This is a genomic window from Bradyrhizobium sp. 26S5 (assembly GCF_036923295.1).
GTDB lineage: Bacteria > Pseudomonadota > Alphaproteobacteria > Rhizobiales > Xanthobacteraceae > Bradyrhizobium > Bradyrhizobium septentrionale.
The window spans coordinates 2,620,166-2,635,232 of the sequence record NZ_CP145948.1 but is presented as its reverse complement, the minus strand read 5'-3'; the positions used below and the strand labels follow the sequence as shown (position 1 = coordinate 2,635,232).

Annotated in this window: 17 protein-coding genes and 1 pseudogene; 9 read left to right on the top strand and 9 right to left on the bottom strand. The window is 62.2% G+C overall.

The window, feature by feature from the left end; translation table 11 throughout:
* Positions 1 to 35 precede the first annotated feature (35 nt).
* The 3 genes and pseudogenes from V5279_RS12385 (at position 36) to V5279_RS12375 (ending at position 3,028) form a co-directional block, all read left to right on the top strand.
* The gene (locus V5279_RS12385; protein ID WP_338701134.1) at positions 36 to 1,241 is read left to right on the top strand and encodes an MFS transporter; all 1,206 of its coding nucleotides are present in this window, start codon (positions 36 to 38) and stop codon (positions 1,239 to 1,241) included.
* Positions 1,241 to 2,499, top strand: a pseudogene (locus tag V5279_RS12380) (arsenic transporter). Before V5279_RS12385 ends, V5279_RS12380 begins: the two are co-directional and overlap by 1 nt.
* A gap of 286 nt (positions 2,500 to 2,785) precedes the next feature.
* Positions 2,786 to 3,028 (top strand): MFS transporter, encoded by a 243-nt coding sequence (locus V5279_RS12375; protein WP_338697644.1) that lies wholly within the window; start codon positions 2,786 to 2,788, stop codon positions 3,026 to 3,028.
* A 622-nt stretch (positions 3,029 to 3,650) separates the two neighbouring features.
* Here V5279_RS12375 and V5279_RS12370 read toward each other — a convergent pair.
* The 4 genes from V5279_RS12370 to V5279_RS12355 all read right to left on the bottom strand — a co-directional run bounded on the left by V5279_RS12370 (position 3,651) and on the right by V5279_RS12355 (position 6,986).
* A complete protein-coding gene (locus tag V5279_RS12370) occupies positions 3,651 to 4,421 on the bottom strand; it encodes an SDR family oxidoreductase (protein WP_338697642.1) in 771 nt (256 codons plus the stop codon).
* A gap of 95 nt (positions 4,422 to 4,516) precedes the next feature.
* Positions 4,517 to 5,209 carry a haloacid dehalogenase type II gene (locus V5279_RS12365; RefSeq protein WP_338697640.1) on the bottom strand — a complete coding sequence of 231 codons (693 nt, stop codon included), beginning with the start codon at positions 5,207 to 5,209 and terminating at the stop codon, positions 4,517 to 4,519.
* A gap of 27 nt (positions 5,210 to 5,236) precedes the next feature.
* On the bottom strand, positions 5,237 to 6,091 hold the full coding sequence (locus V5279_RS12360; RefSeq protein WP_338697638.1) for a haloacid dehalogenase type II: 855 nt from the start codon (positions 6,089 to 6,091) through the stop codon (positions 5,237 to 5,239).
* Positions 6,092 to 6,110: 19 nt separating this feature from the next.
* Entirely contained in the window at positions 6,111 to 6,986 is an 876-nt protein-coding gene (locus V5279_RS12355) for an alpha/beta hydrolase (RefSeq protein ID WP_338697636.1), read from the bottom strand.
* Positions 6,987 to 7,411: 425 nt separating this feature from the next.
* On the opposite strand from V5279_RS12355, the gene V5279_RS12350 reads away from it, so the two are divergent.
* The 3 genes from V5279_RS12350 (at position 7,412) to V5279_RS12340 (ending at position 10,017) form a co-directional block, all read left to right on the top strand.
* A complete protein-coding gene (locus V5279_RS12350) occupies positions 7,412 to 8,026 on the top strand; it encodes a response regulator transcription factor (RefSeq protein ID WP_338697634.1) in 615 nt (204 codons plus the stop codon).
* Between the two features lie 245 nt (positions 8,027 to 8,271).
* The gene (locus V5279_RS12345) at positions 8,272 to 9,222 is read left to right on the top strand and encodes an AraC family transcriptional regulator (RefSeq protein WP_338697632.1); all 951 of its coding nucleotides are present in this window, start codon (positions 8,272 to 8,274) and stop codon (positions 9,220 to 9,222) included.
* A 96-nt stretch (positions 9,223 to 9,318) separates the two neighbouring features.
* A complete protein-coding gene (locus tag V5279_RS12340; protein ID WP_338697630.1) occupies positions 9,319 to 10,017 on the top strand; it encodes an alpha/beta hydrolase in 699 nt (232 codons plus the stop codon).
* Between the two features lie 99 nt (positions 10,018 to 10,116).
* On the opposite strand, the gene V5279_RS12335 is transcribed toward V5279_RS12340, so the two are convergent.
* The 4 genes from V5279_RS12335 to V5279_RS12320 all read right to left on the bottom strand — a co-directional run bounded on the left by V5279_RS12335 (position 10,117) and on the right by V5279_RS12320 (position 12,384).
* On the bottom strand, positions 10,117 to 10,620 hold the full coding sequence (locus tag V5279_RS12335; protein WP_338697628.1) for a YkgB family protein: 504 nt from the start codon (positions 10,618 to 10,620) through the stop codon (positions 10,117 to 10,119).
* 58 nt (positions 10,621 to 10,678) lie between these two features.
* Positions 10,679 to 10,975, bottom strand: a complete 297-nt coding sequence (locus V5279_RS12330; RefSeq protein ID WP_338697626.1) for a hypothetical protein — start codon at positions 10,973 to 10,975, stop codon at positions 10,679 to 10,681.
* A 255-nt stretch (positions 10,976 to 11,230) separates the two neighbouring features.
* The gene (locus tag V5279_RS12325) at positions 11,231 to 11,893 is read right to left on the bottom strand and encodes a sigma factor-like helix-turn-helix DNA-binding protein (protein WP_338697624.1); all 663 of its coding nucleotides are present in this window, start codon (positions 11,891 to 11,893) and stop codon (positions 11,231 to 11,233) included.
* Entirely contained in the window at positions 11,890 to 12,384 is a 495-nt protein-coding gene (locus V5279_RS12320; protein WP_338697622.1) for a response regulator transcription factor, read from the bottom strand. The genes V5279_RS12325 and V5279_RS12320 overlap by 4 nt, the downstream gene beginning before the upstream one ends.
* A 2-nt stretch (positions 12,385 to 12,386) precedes the next feature.
* Between V5279_RS12320 and V5279_RS12315 the strand changes: the two genes are divergently transcribed.
* Both V5279_RS12315 and V5279_RS12310 read left to right on the top strand, forming a co-directional pair.
* On the top strand, positions 12,387 to 12,647 hold the full coding sequence (locus tag V5279_RS12315) for a hypothetical protein (protein ID WP_338697620.1): 261 nt from the start codon (positions 12,387 to 12,389) through the stop codon (positions 12,645 to 12,647).
* A 153-nt stretch (positions 12,648 to 12,800) separates the two neighbouring features.
* Positions 12,801 to 13,262 (top strand): DUF417 family protein, encoded by a 462-nt coding sequence (locus V5279_RS12310; protein ID WP_338697618.1) that lies wholly within the window; start codon positions 12,801 to 12,803, stop codon positions 13,260 to 13,262.
* An 88-nt stretch (positions 13,263 to 13,350) separates the two neighbouring features.
* Here the strand turns inward: V5279_RS12310 and V5279_RS12305 are convergent, their stop codons facing one another.
* Positions 13,351 to 14,037 carry a haloacid dehalogenase type II gene (locus tag V5279_RS12305; RefSeq protein ID WP_338697616.1) on the bottom strand — a complete coding sequence of 229 codons (687 nt, stop codon included), beginning with the start codon at positions 14,035 to 14,037 and terminating at the stop codon, positions 13,351 to 13,353.
* Between the two features lie 326 nt (positions 14,038 to 14,363).
* On the opposite strand from V5279_RS12305, the gene V5279_RS12300 reads away from it, so the two are divergent.
* Positions 14,364 to 15,065, top strand: coding sequence for a gluconate 2-dehydrogenase subunit 3 family protein (locus V5279_RS12300; RefSeq protein ID WP_338697614.1), 702 nt, complete (start codon positions 14,364 to 14,366; stop codon positions 15,063 to 15,065).
* Positions 15,066 to 15,067: the final 2 nt, after the last annotated feature.

Here is a 15,067-nt window from a genome sequence, read left to right as displayed (position 1 = left end):
GCGCGCTGCGTCCGCTGCTCGCGCTGAACTTCTTCATGGCAGACATGCAGGCCGGCATCGGCCCATTCCTGGGCGTGTTTCTGCTCGCGCATGGCTGGCAGAGCGGCTGGATCGGAACGGTGATGACGGCGGGCGGCATCGCCGGGATGCTGATGACGACGCCGGCGGGGGCCCTGATCGACGCCACGCGCAGCAAGAAGCTGTTCGTCATCATCCCTGGCATCAGCACCGTCATTGCGTCCGGCATCGTGCTGCTGTCGCAGGAATTCTGGCTGGTGGCGGCCTCCCAGGTCGCGACCGCGATCGCGGGCGCCGCGATCGGCCCGGCCGTCGCCGGCATCACGCTGGGCATCGTCCGCCAGGCCGGCTTCAATCGGCAGAACGGGCGCAACCAGGCCTTCAACCACGCCGGCAACATGGTCGGTGCCGGGCTGTCCGGATTCACCGGCTGGCTGTACGGCTTCACGGCGGTGTTCTGGCTCGCCGCAGTCTTCGGCGTCCTCTCCATCATTTCCGTGCTGATGATCGCGAGCGCGTCCATCGACGACGACGCAGCGCGCGGGCTCGAACGCGAGGGCAACGACGACAGGCCCGCCAGCGGGCTGCAGGTTCTGGTGGAGTCGAAGCCGTTGCTGATCCTCGCCGCAGCGTTGCTGTTCTTTCACCTCGGCAATGCGGCGATGCTGCCGCTCTACGGCTTGGCGGTCGTCGCCAACAAGCAGGCCGATCCGGCGAGCTTTGTCGCCATAACAATCGTCATTGCCCAGGGCACTATGATCCTGACCTCGCTGGTTGCGATGCGGATGGCCGAAAAGGATGGTTACTGGCTGGTCTTGTTGGTGTCGTTCATGGCCTTGCCAATCCGGAGTATCGTCGCCGCCTGGCTCTTGAACAAATGGGGTGTTTATCCAGTGCAGATTCTCGATGGGGTTGGGGCAGGCTTGCAGAGCGTCGCAGTGCCAGGTCTCGTCGCGCGGATCCTCGATGGTACCGGGCGGATCAACGCTGGCCAGGGCGCGGTGATGACAGTGCAGGGCATCGGAGCTTCGCTGAGTCCGGCGATCGGCGGCTGGATCGCGCAAGAGCTCGGCTATGGGCCGATGTTCCTCATCCTCGGCGGTTTCGCGGTGATCTCGGTCGCGCTGTGGAGCGTCTTCGCTCCATTGCTGAAACCCGCCTGTGCGACGAAACCCGGGCGCGTATCGAACGGAATTGCCTCGCACGTCCCGGGTGTCGCCTGATGTTCGCTTCAAACGCCGCGACCTGGGGAATCGCGGGTCTTGCGACCCTGGGCGTCATCGCCCGTCCATGGAATCTGCCGGAATATATCTGGGCGGTGACCGGCGCCGTCTTGCTGATCGCCTTCGACCTGTTGCCATGGCGGGATGCCGTCACAGCCGCAGGGAAAGGCACCGACGTCTATTTTTTTTGATCGGCATGATGCTGCTGGCCGAGATCGCACGGAAGGAAGGCCTGTTCGACTGGCTCGCCGAACAGGCCGTCAGGCATTCGCGCAACTCGGCATCCCGGCTGTTCTCGATCGTCTATGCAGTCGGTACGCTGGTCACCATCTTTCTGTCGAACGATGCCACCGCGGTCGTGCTTACGCCTGCGGTCTATGCCGCGACCCGTACCGCGAAGGTCGAGCCGTTGCCGTATCTGTTCGTCTGCGCGTTCATCGCCAATGCCGCTAGCTTTGTGCTGCCGATCTCGAACCCGGCCAACCTCGTGCTGTTCGGCGCGCGGATGCCGACGCTGCCGGAGTGGTTGCATTACTTCCTGCTGCCATCGATCGTGGCGATCGCGATGACCTTCATCATGCTCCGGATCAGCTTGCGCAAGAGCCTGTTGGGCGGCGTTGATGAGCGCGACGGAGAGCCAGCCATTCTGACGAGGGGCGCTGCGATCGTCGCGGCCGGCATCGGCACGACGGCGGTGGTGCTGCTCGCCGCATCCGCCTTGGGCCGGGATCTTGGAGTTCCAACTTTCGCCTGCGGTGCAGTAGTAACCGCGATCGTTCTCCTGCATAGCCGCAAATCGCCGCTATCGATCGCGCGCGATATCTCGTGGTCGGTCCTGCTTCTCGTCGCCGGGCTGTTCATCCTGGTCGAAGGCCTCAATCGCACCGGCGTGCTGCCGGCGCTCGCCGAAGAGCTCAAGCGAACCGCCGCGCTGTCGCCCCACGTAACCTCATGGGGCGGCGGCATCATCACGGCGATCGCCTCCAACCTCATCAACAACCTGCCGATGGGACTGATCGCGGCGACCACGACGCAAGCCGCGCAGACGTCGCATCAGATCACCGGCGCCGTTCTGATTGGTGTCGATCTCGGACCCAATCTGTCGGTCACCGGCTCGCTCGCGACGATCCTGTGGCTGATCGCGCTGCGCCGCGAGGGCGAGCACGTCGGCGCGCTTCGCTTTCTGCGGCTCGGCGTCCTGGTCATGCCGCCGGCATTGGTACTGTCGCTGCTTGCACTCTCGCTGATTGCGCAATGAACGAGGTGGACCGAGGCGTCGCAGCTGAAACACAACGTCGTCGGAGTAACCCTTACCGAGATCGTCATCGGCGGCAAGATCCGCGCTCCGACGGTGAAGTGCTGCGCAGGAGCGATCTCATGTCAACCGGTTGTGCGATTGAGTTGAACAATCTCGGAAGCTATCGATATGGCCGACGACGATCATGTGGTGCGATCGCCCATGACGGTCCGAGCACCACGTCTCCCGGTGCGGAGGCGCTATCCTGGCCCCTCACATCGATCCAGAACGTCGTAGTGCCTTCCTCGTGTCCATCAGAGACTTGGAACAACAGCGAAGGCGCGACGGCGCTTATTCCTGGGACGTCTTCGAAGACGCCGCCGAGAGCGGACGCTTTCTGGAGACGTTCATGGTGACCTCACGGCTTGAGCACCTGCGGCAGCACCAGCGCGTAACAAACGCCGACATGGCCGTTCAGGATGCGATCCGCGCGTTCGGTGCCGCGGCTGAGCCAAGGGTCACCCGCTTCGTCGCCGCCAATTTTCGGTAGGGCGGTCCAGGCAGGCACAGCAACCAGCTGCCATAGACGCTGATACGCCTACGCCAAGCTCGCGGCCATCCGGCGCAAGAAATCGCACAAAATCGTAGTTTGGTGCAAAATTGTACGATTGGTAGCGGGGGAGCGACTCGAACCCCCGACATCCGCATTCTTCACTGTTGCGCAGAACAGTAGCCCGACTCGCGAAACGAAGGCAGGTCCGTTCGCCAAGCGACATACGAGATCAGCTTCTCGATCGTAGGTGGCCGCCCCTGCTCTCGTCAATTCGATCGCACCGAGCGATGTCCACAGCAAGCTGCGGAACGCCTGCTCTGATTTGCCGTCGATAGATTTTTCTTGACCTCTCGGTGCACACGCAGCCTTCTAACCAATTGAAAATCTTGAATTCTCGTTCCAATCCATCATCGGCCCATTTAAGCTAACTACAGCGAAGGAGATCGACGTCAATCAAGAGAGATGGACCATACGCCAGAGGCACTCCTGGTGAGGTCGCCTGACCAGCACCGACTGGTGGAGCTCGAATGCCCGATTTGCACTGTTCACTACCTTTCTCGCGGCTCTCCCCTTTTAGCACAATGTCGGTACCTCAAGTTACATAATTCCGCAAAAAGGTTCAGATCGACTTCACCTCGCCGCCATCCATGCGCAGCGTTGCGCCGGTCATCCAACGCGCGCCCGGCGATACCAGGAACGCCATCAGCTCGGCAATCTCCTCGGGCTCGCCATAGCGGGCGATACCGGCTTGCTTCGGAAAGCTGGCCGTCGCCTCCTCGACCGTCATGTTGTGCAATGACGCCCAATGCTGGAGATAGGATCGGCGGCGTCCCGTCATCACGGGACCCGGCAGCACGCTGTTGACCTGCACGCCCTCGGCGACGCCGCGGTCGGAGAACGCCTTTGCCAGCGCGACGATAGCGGCATTGATGGTGCCGACAGCGGCGTAAGGCGCCTTCGGAAACAGAGCCGAATTGCCGGACATCAGCACGACCGACCCCTTGGCAGCCTTCAGCGCCGGCCAGGCAGCGATCGTCAGCCGACGTGCGCCGTGAAGTTTCAGCGCCAGTCCCTCCTCCCATTGCGCGTCAGTCATGTCGAACAAATCGACCTGAGGCACCGCGCCTGCGATATTGAGCAGGGCGTCGATCCGGCCAAAGGCCGCGAGCGCCTGATCGACGATCGCCTTGGAAACCGAAGGCTCCGCCAGATCGGCATCGATGATCAAGACTTCGGCGCCTGCGGCCTTTACCGATTCCGCTGTCTGCTCGAGATTCGCCCGGTTGCGCGCGACCAGCAGCAGTGCCGAGAAATCACGGGCGAGACGAACGGCAGTTGCCCGGCCAATGCCTTGGCTCGCGCCGGTGACAACGGCGACTGACTTCAACATGAGCGTCCTCTTTGATGATGAAGCGGATGCCGATCGAGAACCGGAGCCATTCCAATGCGAGCTTGCACACTGCGGCAGCCGGCGGCGGTCGTTCCTCATTCGCGCCTAGGGCCATGGCGGGCGATGATCTGATCCGCCACCTCGACGAGATCCTTTCCGACATATTGGGGCTGCGCAGCGGTATCCAGGACGTCGTTGTTGACGCGCCTGATCAGTCCCGCTTCCCAGCCGGCCGCCCGGACGCCGATGGTGTCCCAAGTGTGACAGGCGATCATGCACATCTCCGAAGGTGACGCGCCAAGCCCCTGGATGACTTCGGCATAGGATTCCGGAGCCGGCTTGTGCCGCTTGGCGGTGTCATCGACGCTGAAGCGGCGGTCGAAGAGATCGACGATCCCGCCATGGGTGAGCTGGCGCCCGGAAATGGCGGCCGTGTTGTCCGTCAACGTGAAAAGATGAAAGCCCGCTGCCTTCAACTTCTTCAGGCCCACCGGCACATCGGGATGAGGCGGCATGGTAGCGAACCGATCGGTGAGCTCCTGACGATCACTCGCTGTGATCTTGATCCCACGCGGTTCTGCCAACTTGTCGAGGACTGCGCCGCCGATGTCCGTGAAGGGCACATAGACGTCCGCGATGGTCAGGGCCTGAGAATAGATGATGAGCTCCCGGAACCAGAGGCGCATAACGCCGGGCTCGCCGAACAAACGCTGAAAGACAGGCGTGACCGTCGAGAGGTCGAGCAGCGTTTCGTTGCAGTCGAAGACGATGTTGCGAAGCTGTGCCATGGAAAACTCCTCAAGGTCACAAGAAACTCAGGCGTGCCTTAGCTGGATGAGCTGCGTCGCGATCTCGACGAGGGTTGGCGCAATGATCTGGGGCTGCTTGAGCCCCGCAACAACCAGCGGCTCCACGCCAGGGCGTTTGATCAGGGCCGCCGAACAGCCTGCTGTCCGCGCCCCGATGAGATCCCACGGATGCGAGGCGATCATGCACAGCTCGGCAAGTTCCACTCCCGTCGCCTGCGCCACCATCTGGTACGTCTCGCGGGCCGGCTTGTAGCGACGGACCGTCTCGGCGGTGAATTGCTGCTCGAAGAGATCCGCCAGGCCGGCCGCCTGCAGCGGACCCCGACCGGGGATGACCGGCGAGTCGGTCAACGTGACCAGGCGATAACCTGCTGCTTTCAGGCTTCGCAGGCTGTCCGGAACATCCGGATGAGGCGGCAGCCTGGCGAGGCCGCTTCCGAGTTCGGCGACATCAGCTTCGCTGATCGGGACGTTGTGGATGCGGCCAAGCGTGCGCAGCACGCCGGCTCCCAACTGACCAAAGGGCACGAACGTGTTGGTGAGAGTGGCCGACTCCGAATAGAGAATGGTCTCGCCAAACCAGTCGTCGACGACGGCAGCGTTGCCGAACACCCGCTGGAACAAGGGCCGCATGACCTGGAGATCGAGGAGGCTCTCCGCCACGTCAAACACCAGTACGCTGGGCGGCCGATCCAACGCCCGCGCGCGGATGGATGTGGGACTGAGCAGAGCGGCAAGTGCCGTGGCGCCCAATCCTGCCACGACGGGACGGCGAGTGAGCTGATCAAGAAGGCTCATGAGATTGCTCCTTTCGAAGATGGGTGCGAGGCGCGCATTGGCGTCCGGCAGCAGCGCACACACGATCCTGTCCTCACTCGTTTCAACGCCCGGAGTCTCGCCTTTTGCGCTGGAGAAAATTGCGGATCAAAGCCGCAATCTCGTCGCCATGAGTCTCAAGCGCAAAATGACCGGTGTCGAAAAAGCGCACTTCCGCATCCGGAATGTCGCGCTTGAACGCCTCCGCGCCCTGGGGCAGGAAGAAGGGATCGTTCTTTCCCCAAACAGCCAGGAAAGGCGGCCTGTGCTTGCGGAAATAGGCCTGGAATTCCGGATACATCGCGACATTGTTCCTGTAGTCGCCAAACAGATCGAGTTGCACGTCGTCGGCGCCGGGGCGCGTCAGATAGAAGTTGTCGAGCGAATATCCGTCCGGAGAAACCACCGACGTATCGGTGACGCCGTGGGTGTACTGCCAAACCGTCGTCTCGGGCGAAAGAAAGGCTCGGAGCGCCGCCCTGTTCGCCGCGGACGGACTCTTCCAGTAGGCGCGGATCGGATTCCAGCCTTCGCTCAGCCCCTCCTCATAGGCGTTGCCGTTCTGCGAGATGATCGCCATGATGCGCTCGGGATGGCGAACCGCCATCCGCAGGCCCGTCGGCGCGCCATAGTCGAAGATATAGATCGCGAAACGCGCAAGACCGATTACCTCGGTGAAGCGCTCGGTCACTTCGGCCAGTCTTGCGAACGTGTAGGTAAACGTCTCGCGCGCTGGCATGTCGGTCCGACCGAAGCCGGGAAGGTCGGGCGCCACGACGCGGAAGGCGTCCGAGAGCGCGGGGATCAACCCGCGAAACATGTGGCCCGCGGTCGGAAATCCATGAAGCAACAACAGCACCGGCGCATCGGCCCGGCCGGCCTCCCGATAAAACACGTTCAGCCCATCCACATTGACGTTGCCGTATCGGATCTTCGTCATCCACGCTACCTCATCGTTGCGATCTGAGGCCGCTCGTCAGGCAGGCGGCCGCGTGCGTGCGTCGACATAGCTGCGTCGTCTCTCGCTCTGCTATTTCGGGGATTGGCCTGGTGCGGTTACAGGCACGCAAAGATATTGGTGCGCTGCAGGCCGGCGGGCCGTGGGCATACTTGCGGACGCGGCACCGAACGTGGCCGCCTCAGCTGCTGTTCCAGCCATGGAGTCCCGTCAGACAGATCAAGCCCATAACTTGTAACGACCGCCGATACAGGTTACATCCGCCCGGTCGGTGAGAAAATGAACCGCAAGATTGTTACGGTCCATGGAGGCCGTCTATGCGTGGAAGAAAATACGATGCATCGGGCGACACTGGCCTTCGTCCTCATGCCGTACCGGATGATGCGTACACTGGAAAGCAATCGGGCGTGACCGCCGCCGCCCTGGTTCACATCATCGACGACGACAGTGCGGTTCGCCAGTCCCTTGCGGATCTGCTTCAGTCGATGGGCTATCAGGTCGCCCAGTTTGGATCCGCCTCGGATTTTCTCCGCGTCAACTTGCCCGATGCGCCAGCCTGCCTGGTGCTTGACGTCAGGCTCCCGGGCACCAGCGGCCTGGAGCTTCAGGAGTATCTCGCGAGCATCAATGTCGGTCTGCCGGTCATTTTAATGACCGGCTATGCAGACATTCCGATGACCGTGAAAGGCATGAAGCTCGGCGCCGTCGATTTCCTCACCAAGCCGATCCGGGATCAGGACCTGCTGGAAGCCGTTTCGGCCGCGATCCGGATTGACCAAAAACGGCGCCGGCATTTCGCTGAGATCACGCAGCTCCGGGAGAAGTACGCGCTTCTTACGGCTCGCGAGCGGCAAGTGATGGCGCTTGTCGCGTCCGGCCTCATGAACAAGCAGGTCGCGAGCAAGCTCTCGATCAGCGAGGTCACCGTCAAGATGCATCGCGGCAGCGTCATGCGAAAGCTCGATGCCGGGTCCGTGGCGATGCTGGCCAGGATGGCCGAAGCTCTCGGTATCGACAAGTAGGGCAAGCGCCCGTCACTGCCCCGACCGCGAGCGATGCGAAACCCACGTCTGCGTTGCCGTCGAAAACCCATACCAAGGTATGGGCGAACGCATCACAACCGAGAGATTGCGGCAGCGCTCCGCGAACAGCAAGGTCTCGCCTGCGCATTGCGCGCCCCTTCAATGCCGAGTGACCCCTTCCAGCGGAGCGACAGTACCGTGCGTATCTGTCCACCATTGTCCATCGCCCGGCGGGATCTCGGCCGGTGACTGGCGCTCTGGTTTCCATGAGAGAGTGCTTCCCCGCCGAAGCGAGAGCTGGCGCAATCTGGTCGAGATCCCTCGACAGCGTCGAGCTGCAACCGGTCGTCGCGATCACTCCGGCAGAACCAGTCAGACGTCTCGGCACCGGCTGGCGCTGGTGGTTTTCGGAGAGCGTCCACGTTCCGATCGGAAGTCGTATCGAACTCCGTTTCCAGGGACCGGTGCACCTCCTTGCCCTCTACAATGAGGGCGTACGGAGGAGTGGAGAAACCTCAATCGACAATGCGCATTCATCGAGTCTTCGAAGCTTTGCGCACAAGCTCACCTTCGTGCCCGCTGGAAGCCTTTATCGCGAGACGCATGAGACCGTGGCTCCAACCCGCGTAACGTTTCTCTATCTGCATCCGGCCGCGTTCCGGAACTCCGACCGCGGTGATGGCGTTTGCCAACCGAGACTCTACTTCGCGGATTCGCTGGTCTGGGAGACGGCGTCCAAGCTCAAGAACACGATCGAGAGCGGCCAAGGTAGGTCGCTGCCCTACCTGGAGGCGCTTTCCGCGGTACTCGCCCACGAACTGTCCTGCGTCAACGCGGATGTCGCGGGTGAACCGGCAATCAGTCGCGGAGGCCTCGCCAGCTGGCAAAAGCGTGCCGTCGTCGACTACATCGAGCGGCACCTCGGAGAACACGTCTGTCTTCTGACACTTGCGGGATTGGCCGGCCTCAGCCTCCATCACTTCTGCAGGGCGTTCAAGCAATCGTTCGGCATACCGGCGCATCAATATCATGTGCAGCGGCGGATGGATGTCGCCAAGTTGCGTCTGGCGGATCGAACCAGCTCGATCACCGATATCGCGCTCAGCCTGGGCTACGCTCAAACAGGGTCATTCAGCACCGCCTTCCGCAAGGCAACGGGATGGACCCCCTCGGTCTATCGGAGGGAGTTCAAATGAGCCAGGTCCGCCCGCCACACGATCGAGGCGCGCCTTTCTTACACTGCCGCGAAGAACGCCGCTCCCCATTCAACAACGACGGAAGGCATGAATGTGATGAGTGCATCGAACACAAAGCCAACGATCGTGATGGTTCACGGCGCCTGGGCGGATGGATCGAGCTGGAAGGAGGTGATCCAGCTCTTGCAGGCCGACGGCGTGGCGGCGGTCGCGGCGCCGATTCCGCTGACTTCGCTTTCGGATGATACGCGTGCGCTCGATCGGAGCCTGGCGCGCATCAATGGGCCCGTCATCCTGGCAGCACATGCCTATGCCGGCGCCGTCATTGCCTCGAGCAGGAACGATCGCGTACGCGGCCTGGTGTTCATCTCGGCGCTGGCACCCGATGAGGGAGAGACCGTCGCGGACGTCTTCTATCGCGAGCCGCCGCATCCGCGGGCGCCGAAACTGGAACCGGATGCCGATGGCTTCATCTGGATGCCTGACTCGGGATTTGCGGCGGCTTTCGCACAGCACGCCTCCAAGCAGGAAAATGCGCTGTTCGCGGCCGTGCAACGCCCAATCCACGTGGCCTGCATCCAGGAAAAGGCGCTGAGGCCACGCTGGAAAAATCTACCGTCCTGGTATCTGCTGGCCGAGCAGGACCGCATGATCAATCCCGGGACACAGGAGTTCATGGCCTCGCGCATGAAGGCGGAGATCGAGCGCCTCGATGTCGATCACACGCCGATCGTGACGGCGCCCGAGAAGGTCACAGGCCTTCTCCGGCGCGCCCTGTCGGCGGCTGCCGGGTAGCGACGACGCGACGCCTCGAATCGCCTCGTCGCAAACGACGCGATCGATGCTCCGCATCGCGGCCCTTCCACGGGGACATCTCTCCCGCCTCCGGCCCCATCACTGCTGTGCGACGCGAGCGACGTCCTGCTTGAGAAGATAGAGCGATACCGCGAGCAGGACGACATCCTTCATCAGGAAGGGCACATTCCCCGTCATCGCGGGAAATCCGACCGCCGGATCCCAGCCGTCCGGCATGAAGGGGATAATAGTAACGGTTGCGAAGAACGTCGCCGTCGAACCGATAGCGCCCAGAACGCCGAGCCGCTTGTCCCAGTAACCCGCACAAAGCAGTGCACCGAATGTCCACTCCGAGACACCCAGAAACCAGCTCGCGCCCTGGTGCCCGAAGATCGGGTAAAGCCACCAGATCAGCGGGCCGTTGCTGATAAACGGATCGAGGCGATCCGCCTCATACGCCCACCATTTCTGGTAACCGAAGAAGAAGAACATGATCACCATCGAAGCACGGACGACGTGATAATCGAGGTCGGTGGCGAGCACACCGGACCAGCGAAAAACTCCGATGATCGGGTTCAGGGTGGTCTTGATAAGCGTGTTCATTGTCGCGATCTCCTCATGTCCTCGATCACCGCGGCCGCCCTCATGCGACCGCCGCGTATCAGCAGCCACGACAGATTCTCAGTTTTCGATCGAACGCAGCGTCCTGAAGTTCCTGTGTGCTGTTGAAGATCTTGAGACGCTCCTGGACGACGGCTTCGTCCCGGGAATTCGGCATGAAGTCCTTCCCACGCGGCTGCACACGCACGCTGTCCGCCGTGTCACCGGTCCCGGTTGTTCCGGGATCCTTCGGCGCCATCATCGACGACGGCTCGGCCGAGGCCACCGGCGATACAACGAGGACCGCGCACACGACCGCGGCACGTGACGTCAGGGATATGGTGGTGCATTGGGACATCGATCTGAAATCCTGGTCCAGTTGTGGATACCTGCCGCATCGATCACAAGCTCTTCCTGGCAGTTCCGAGCGCACGGACATTGTGAAGGCATTCGACGCGGCCTGCTTTCTCCGGATTGTTGCGGTTAAGGCGATCTTGTCGGATTGCAGCTCGATCCACGGCGCCGGCGCCGCGCGCGGGGATGACCTTCGACCGCAACTCCGCCATAGAGGACATCATGGCGAACTGCACCTCGGTCCGGGCCAGGTCGCGGGTCAAGAAACCAGTGCGGCCAGCTTTTTCAGGCCACGATGGATGTTGATCTTGACGAGAGAGGCGGATTGGCCGGTTTCACCCGAGGCACGCGCGATGCTGTGGCCCTTCAGCTTGACGAGCCGGATCACGCTCGCTTGCGCGGGTTTCAGCCGGCCCAGCAGGTTATCCAGGGCTGCAGCGCTTATCGCGGCGCCGCCGTGATCCTCCACGGCTATCTCGTCGTTGAGGGGCAGAGCCGAATATCGCGACGTTTCGCGGATGCGGTCGATCCATTTATAGCGCGCGATGGCCATGACCCAGACGCCGAAAGGCCGCGATGGCGCGTAGGTGTGGCGCTTGGCGTGGATTGCAAGCAGAGCATCCTGCCTCGCATCCTCCGCTGCAGGCCTGGGAAGCCGGCGCGCATAGTAGCGGCACAGCCATGCGTCCAACTCCCGCAACAGCTGCTCGTACGCCCGGCTGTCACCGGCCCGTGCGTCGGCCATGAGATGGCCCCATCGCTCCGAGCGACTGTTCCAGTTCTCCCAGTTGCGCGTCGCTTGTACGCTCTGCTGCGGACCGGTTTCGCACGCCGGCAACGATGCATCCTGGATCTCGCTGACGACAGGCGCGGACGGGTCCGACGACGGGCCGACGCTGCTGTTGTCCTGAAGCGGTTTCATTGCACGATGCTCCTCTCGATCCAATCAAGCAGCGACCTTGTTTCGAACGGCTTCCTGAGAAGACACAGCGCACCGCTCGAGACGGCTTCCTCGTCCAAATGAGCGTCGGAGAGTGCCGTGATAAGGATCACCGGAGTAGCAATGCCCTGTCCTTGCAGCTCCCGGATCAGGTCAAATCCTCCCATCCCCGGCATATGAACGTCGGCGACGATGCAGTGCAGGCTGAAGCGGATGGCGGATATCAGCAATGTCTCCGCAGAGGTGAAGGGCTCGGCGCGATAGCCGACCGAGCGGATCAAGTCCGCCAGGGCTGTACATAATGGCTCGTCGTCGTCGACGACTGCGACCAGGGGGATCGTCACCTGAGGCAACCTCGCAAGGTGGACAAGATCGCCGAACCCAGCGGAGGGAAAGCCGGCCTCCGTTGAACTTTGGCGCGCGGTCAGGCGCCGTTCGAGAGGCAGCGGGCCGCTATGCAAGGGAGCGGACATGCATGGCATCGCCTCCCTGGCCCGGACGTTCCACCTGTATCGAATGGCCGCGCAATGCGCCGCGGCACCATGCTTGCCGCGACGCCGCCAGACAATCTCTCGGTGGTGATGCACCGACCCATACCTTGGTATGGGTTTCGACCACATCCGCGCTGCCGGTCTACGAAAACGGGTTCGGCTCGAATGTCCGCAAGATTGAGCAATTTGCGATAAGGGACGCGCAGCGCCGCTCTGCAGGTTTTGATACTGCTTCGCCGGCGTGAAGGACACCGCCGGTAGCGACCTCATCGAAGGTGCGCGTGCGACAGCGGCGATGTCCGGCGACACCACAACGACATCGGAGCGATCAAATGGACGCCCTTATAGCGAAACTGTCAAAGCTCAACATCGTCCGAGGCGATTTTGACTACCATTTCATGCGCGCGATGATGATCGTCGTCTTCTTCGTCTTCAGTTGCCAGAAATGGTTCGACTACGAAGCTCACGCCTTGATCCCCTTCATCAGTCACGGGCCCCTGATTTTCTGGCTCTACCCCGTCTTCGGCATCCGCGGCGCCGCCTACTTTCTCGGCAGCGCGGAATTGCTGTTCGGCACCCTGCTGCTGCTGGGTTTCTGGAACAGGAGGCTGGCCGTTCTCGGTTCGCTGGGCTCCTGCGCGACCTATCTCGGGACCGTCACGATCATCCCCTTCTTCCCCGAGCCCTGGGCCGCGCCGGCCGGCGGCTTTCCGGCCGCGACGTTGCCATTTCTGTTCCTGATGAAGGACGTCGTGTTGCTTGCAGCGTCGGTTTATCTGCTCAAGCAGGACATCTTGCGCGCAAGCAGCAGCGAAGCCGCGCTCTTGATCGGGATCGCTCGCAGCGAACCAACACATTAGGCTCGCAGCGCAGGCAAGCCGGGTTTTTCCAGGCGTTCACAGCCAAACCCCGGCTGGTGCCGCTCCTTCGCACCAGCCGGGCCGTCAGTCAGCTGCGCCTGACATGCCGGGCGATCAATTGATCGGCGACGTCGTTCAGGTCATCGCCGATGATCTGCGGCTGTGGGCCGACCGGCAGAACGTCATTGCCGACCCGCCTGATCAATGCGGCCTCCCAACCGGCGGCCACCGCGCCGAGCGTATCCCAGGTATGGCAGGCGATCATGCAGAGCTGCGAGGGCGCGGCTCCGAGCTCCTGACCGACATGGGCATAGGTCCGCGGCGACGGCTTGTATTGCTTGACACTGTCCACGCTGAAGCATCGTTCGAAATAGCCGGCGATGCCACCGTGCTCGAGTTGGCGGGCCTGAACCTCGACCAAATTGTTGGTCAGTGTGAAGAGCCGGAATCCTGCGTCACGCAGTTTCCGCAACGCGCCCGGGACCTCCGGATATGGCGGCATCGTCGAGAACCTCTCCGTCAGCTCCTTCCTGTCCGCGTCATCGATCTTGATGCCTTGCGTATCCGCCAGCATCTTCATCACCGCGGAGCCGATATCCGTGAATGGCACGTAAGAGCCGGACACGCTCAGCGCCAGCGAATACATCACAAGGTTGGCGAACCAGAAGCGCATGACGATCCTGGCGCCGAAGATGCGCTCAAAGATGGGTTCGACCGTTCGAAGATCGAGCAGCGTCTCGTTGACATCAAAGACGATCAGCGGGAGGGAGGGCATTTCGGGGCTCCGATTCTGTTCGCCCGCTCTTGCGTTCGATCTCCGGCACGGGCTCATCCGGCAAAGTTCGACGATATGAGTTCGCGGAACTCCTTGGGTGGGTTACAGGCGAACGAGCGAAATCCCGGCCGCGGCCACCGAACCTGAGATGCAGCGCCAAGTTTGAGGCGCGGTTGAACGAAATTATCCCTGGCGTGTAACCAGCGCGGTGATCCGTCCGAATTCTGACTTGGCACGGCTGTCCCGATCGATGCGCCATGCTTCAGCTCGTTGAGGGAATGCCGATGAAGGATGGAAGCCGACTTGAGATTGGTCGGCGTGAATTGTTGGCCGGAGCAGCATATTTCGCTTTCGGAGCTTCACGCGCCGGCGCCACAGTGCTGTTCGAGCATCTTCCATGGACACCCAACGCGGGTCATCCGCCGGCCGCGGCGACCGCGGGACCGTGGCTGTTCTTCACCGGCGACGAAGGCAGAACCGTCGAGGCGCTCGCCGACCGCATCATTCCGCCGGACCCCGAGACTCCCGGCGGCAAGGAATCCGGATGCGCCGTCTTCCTGGATCGCCAACTCGCCGGCCCCTATGGACGCCAGGATGGACTTTATGTCAGGCCGCCCTTCCTGAAGGGCGCCAGGAACCAGGGTCGCCAATCCGAGAAAGGCCCCGCGCAGGACTACCGCGAGGGTCTCGCGGCGTTGGACAAGGCGTGCAGGACACAGCTCGGCAGCAAGGCCTTTGTCGAACTTTCCGACGCGGAAAAGGATCGTGTCCTGAACGAGCTGGAAAGCCGGGAATTCAAGCTCGAGGGCATCGATGGCAAGGCCTTCTTCGAGCAAATCGTCAAGGACGTCCAGACCGGCTTCTTTGCGGATCCCATCTATGGCGGCAATCGCGACATGGTCGCCTGGAAGATGATCGGCTACCCCGGCGCCCGCTACAACTACCTCGACTGGGTCAATCGACATAACGAGAAATTTCCATTGCCGCCGGTCAGCATCACCGGACGCGCCGAATGGACGCGGAGGTGACG

What these genes read in the sequence shown, in the direction of transcription:
- V5279_RS12385 (WP_338701134.1), top strand. Translation starts at nt 36, where the DNA reads ATGGCAGACATGCAGGCCGGCATCGGCCCATTCCTGGGCGTGTTTCTG.
- V5279_RS12370 (WP_338697642.1), bottom strand. Translation starts at nt 4,421, where the DNA reads ATGTTGAAGTCAGTCGCCGTTGTCACCGGCGCGAGCCAAGGCATTGGC.
- V5279_RS12365 (WP_338697640.1), bottom strand. Translation starts at nt 5,209, where the DNA reads ATGGCACAGCTTCGCAACATCGTCTTCGACTGCAACGAAACGCTGCTC.
- V5279_RS12355 (WP_338697636.1), bottom strand. Translation starts at nt 6,986, where the DNA reads ATGACGAAGATCCGATACGGCAACGTCAATGTGGATGGGCTGAACGTG.
- V5279_RS12340 (WP_338697630.1), top strand. Translation starts at nt 9,319, where the DNA reads ATGAGTGCATCGAACACAAAGCCAACGATCGTGATGGTTCACGGCGCC.
- V5279_RS12335 (WP_338697628.1), bottom strand. Translation starts at nt 10,620, where the DNA reads ATGAACACGCTTATCAAGACCACCCTGAACCCGATCATCGGAGTTTTT.
- V5279_RS12330 (WP_338697626.1), bottom strand. Translation starts at nt 10,975, where the DNA reads ATGTCCCAATGCACCACCATATCCCTGACGTCACGTGCCGCGGTCGTG.
- V5279_RS12325 (WP_338697624.1), bottom strand. Translation starts at nt 11,893, where the DNA reads ATGAAACCGCTTCAGGACAACAGCAGCGTCGGCCCGTCGTCGGACCCG.
- V5279_RS12320 (WP_338697622.1), bottom strand. Translation starts at nt 12,384, where the DNA reads ATGTCCGCTCCCTTGCATAGCGGCCCGCTGCCTCTCGAACGGCGCCTG.
- V5279_RS12315 (WP_338697620.1), top strand. Translation starts at nt 12,387, where the DNA reads ATGGCATCGCCTCCCTGGCCCGGACGTTCCACCTGTATCGAATGGCCG.
- V5279_RS12310 (WP_338697618.1), top strand. Translation starts at nt 12,801, where the DNA reads ATGCGCGCGATGATGATCGTCGTCTTCTTCGTCTTCAGTTGCCAGAAA.
- V5279_RS12305 (WP_338697616.1), bottom strand. Translation starts at nt 14,037, where the DNA reads ATGCCCTCCCTCCCGCTGATCGTCTTTGATGTCAACGAGACGCTGCTC.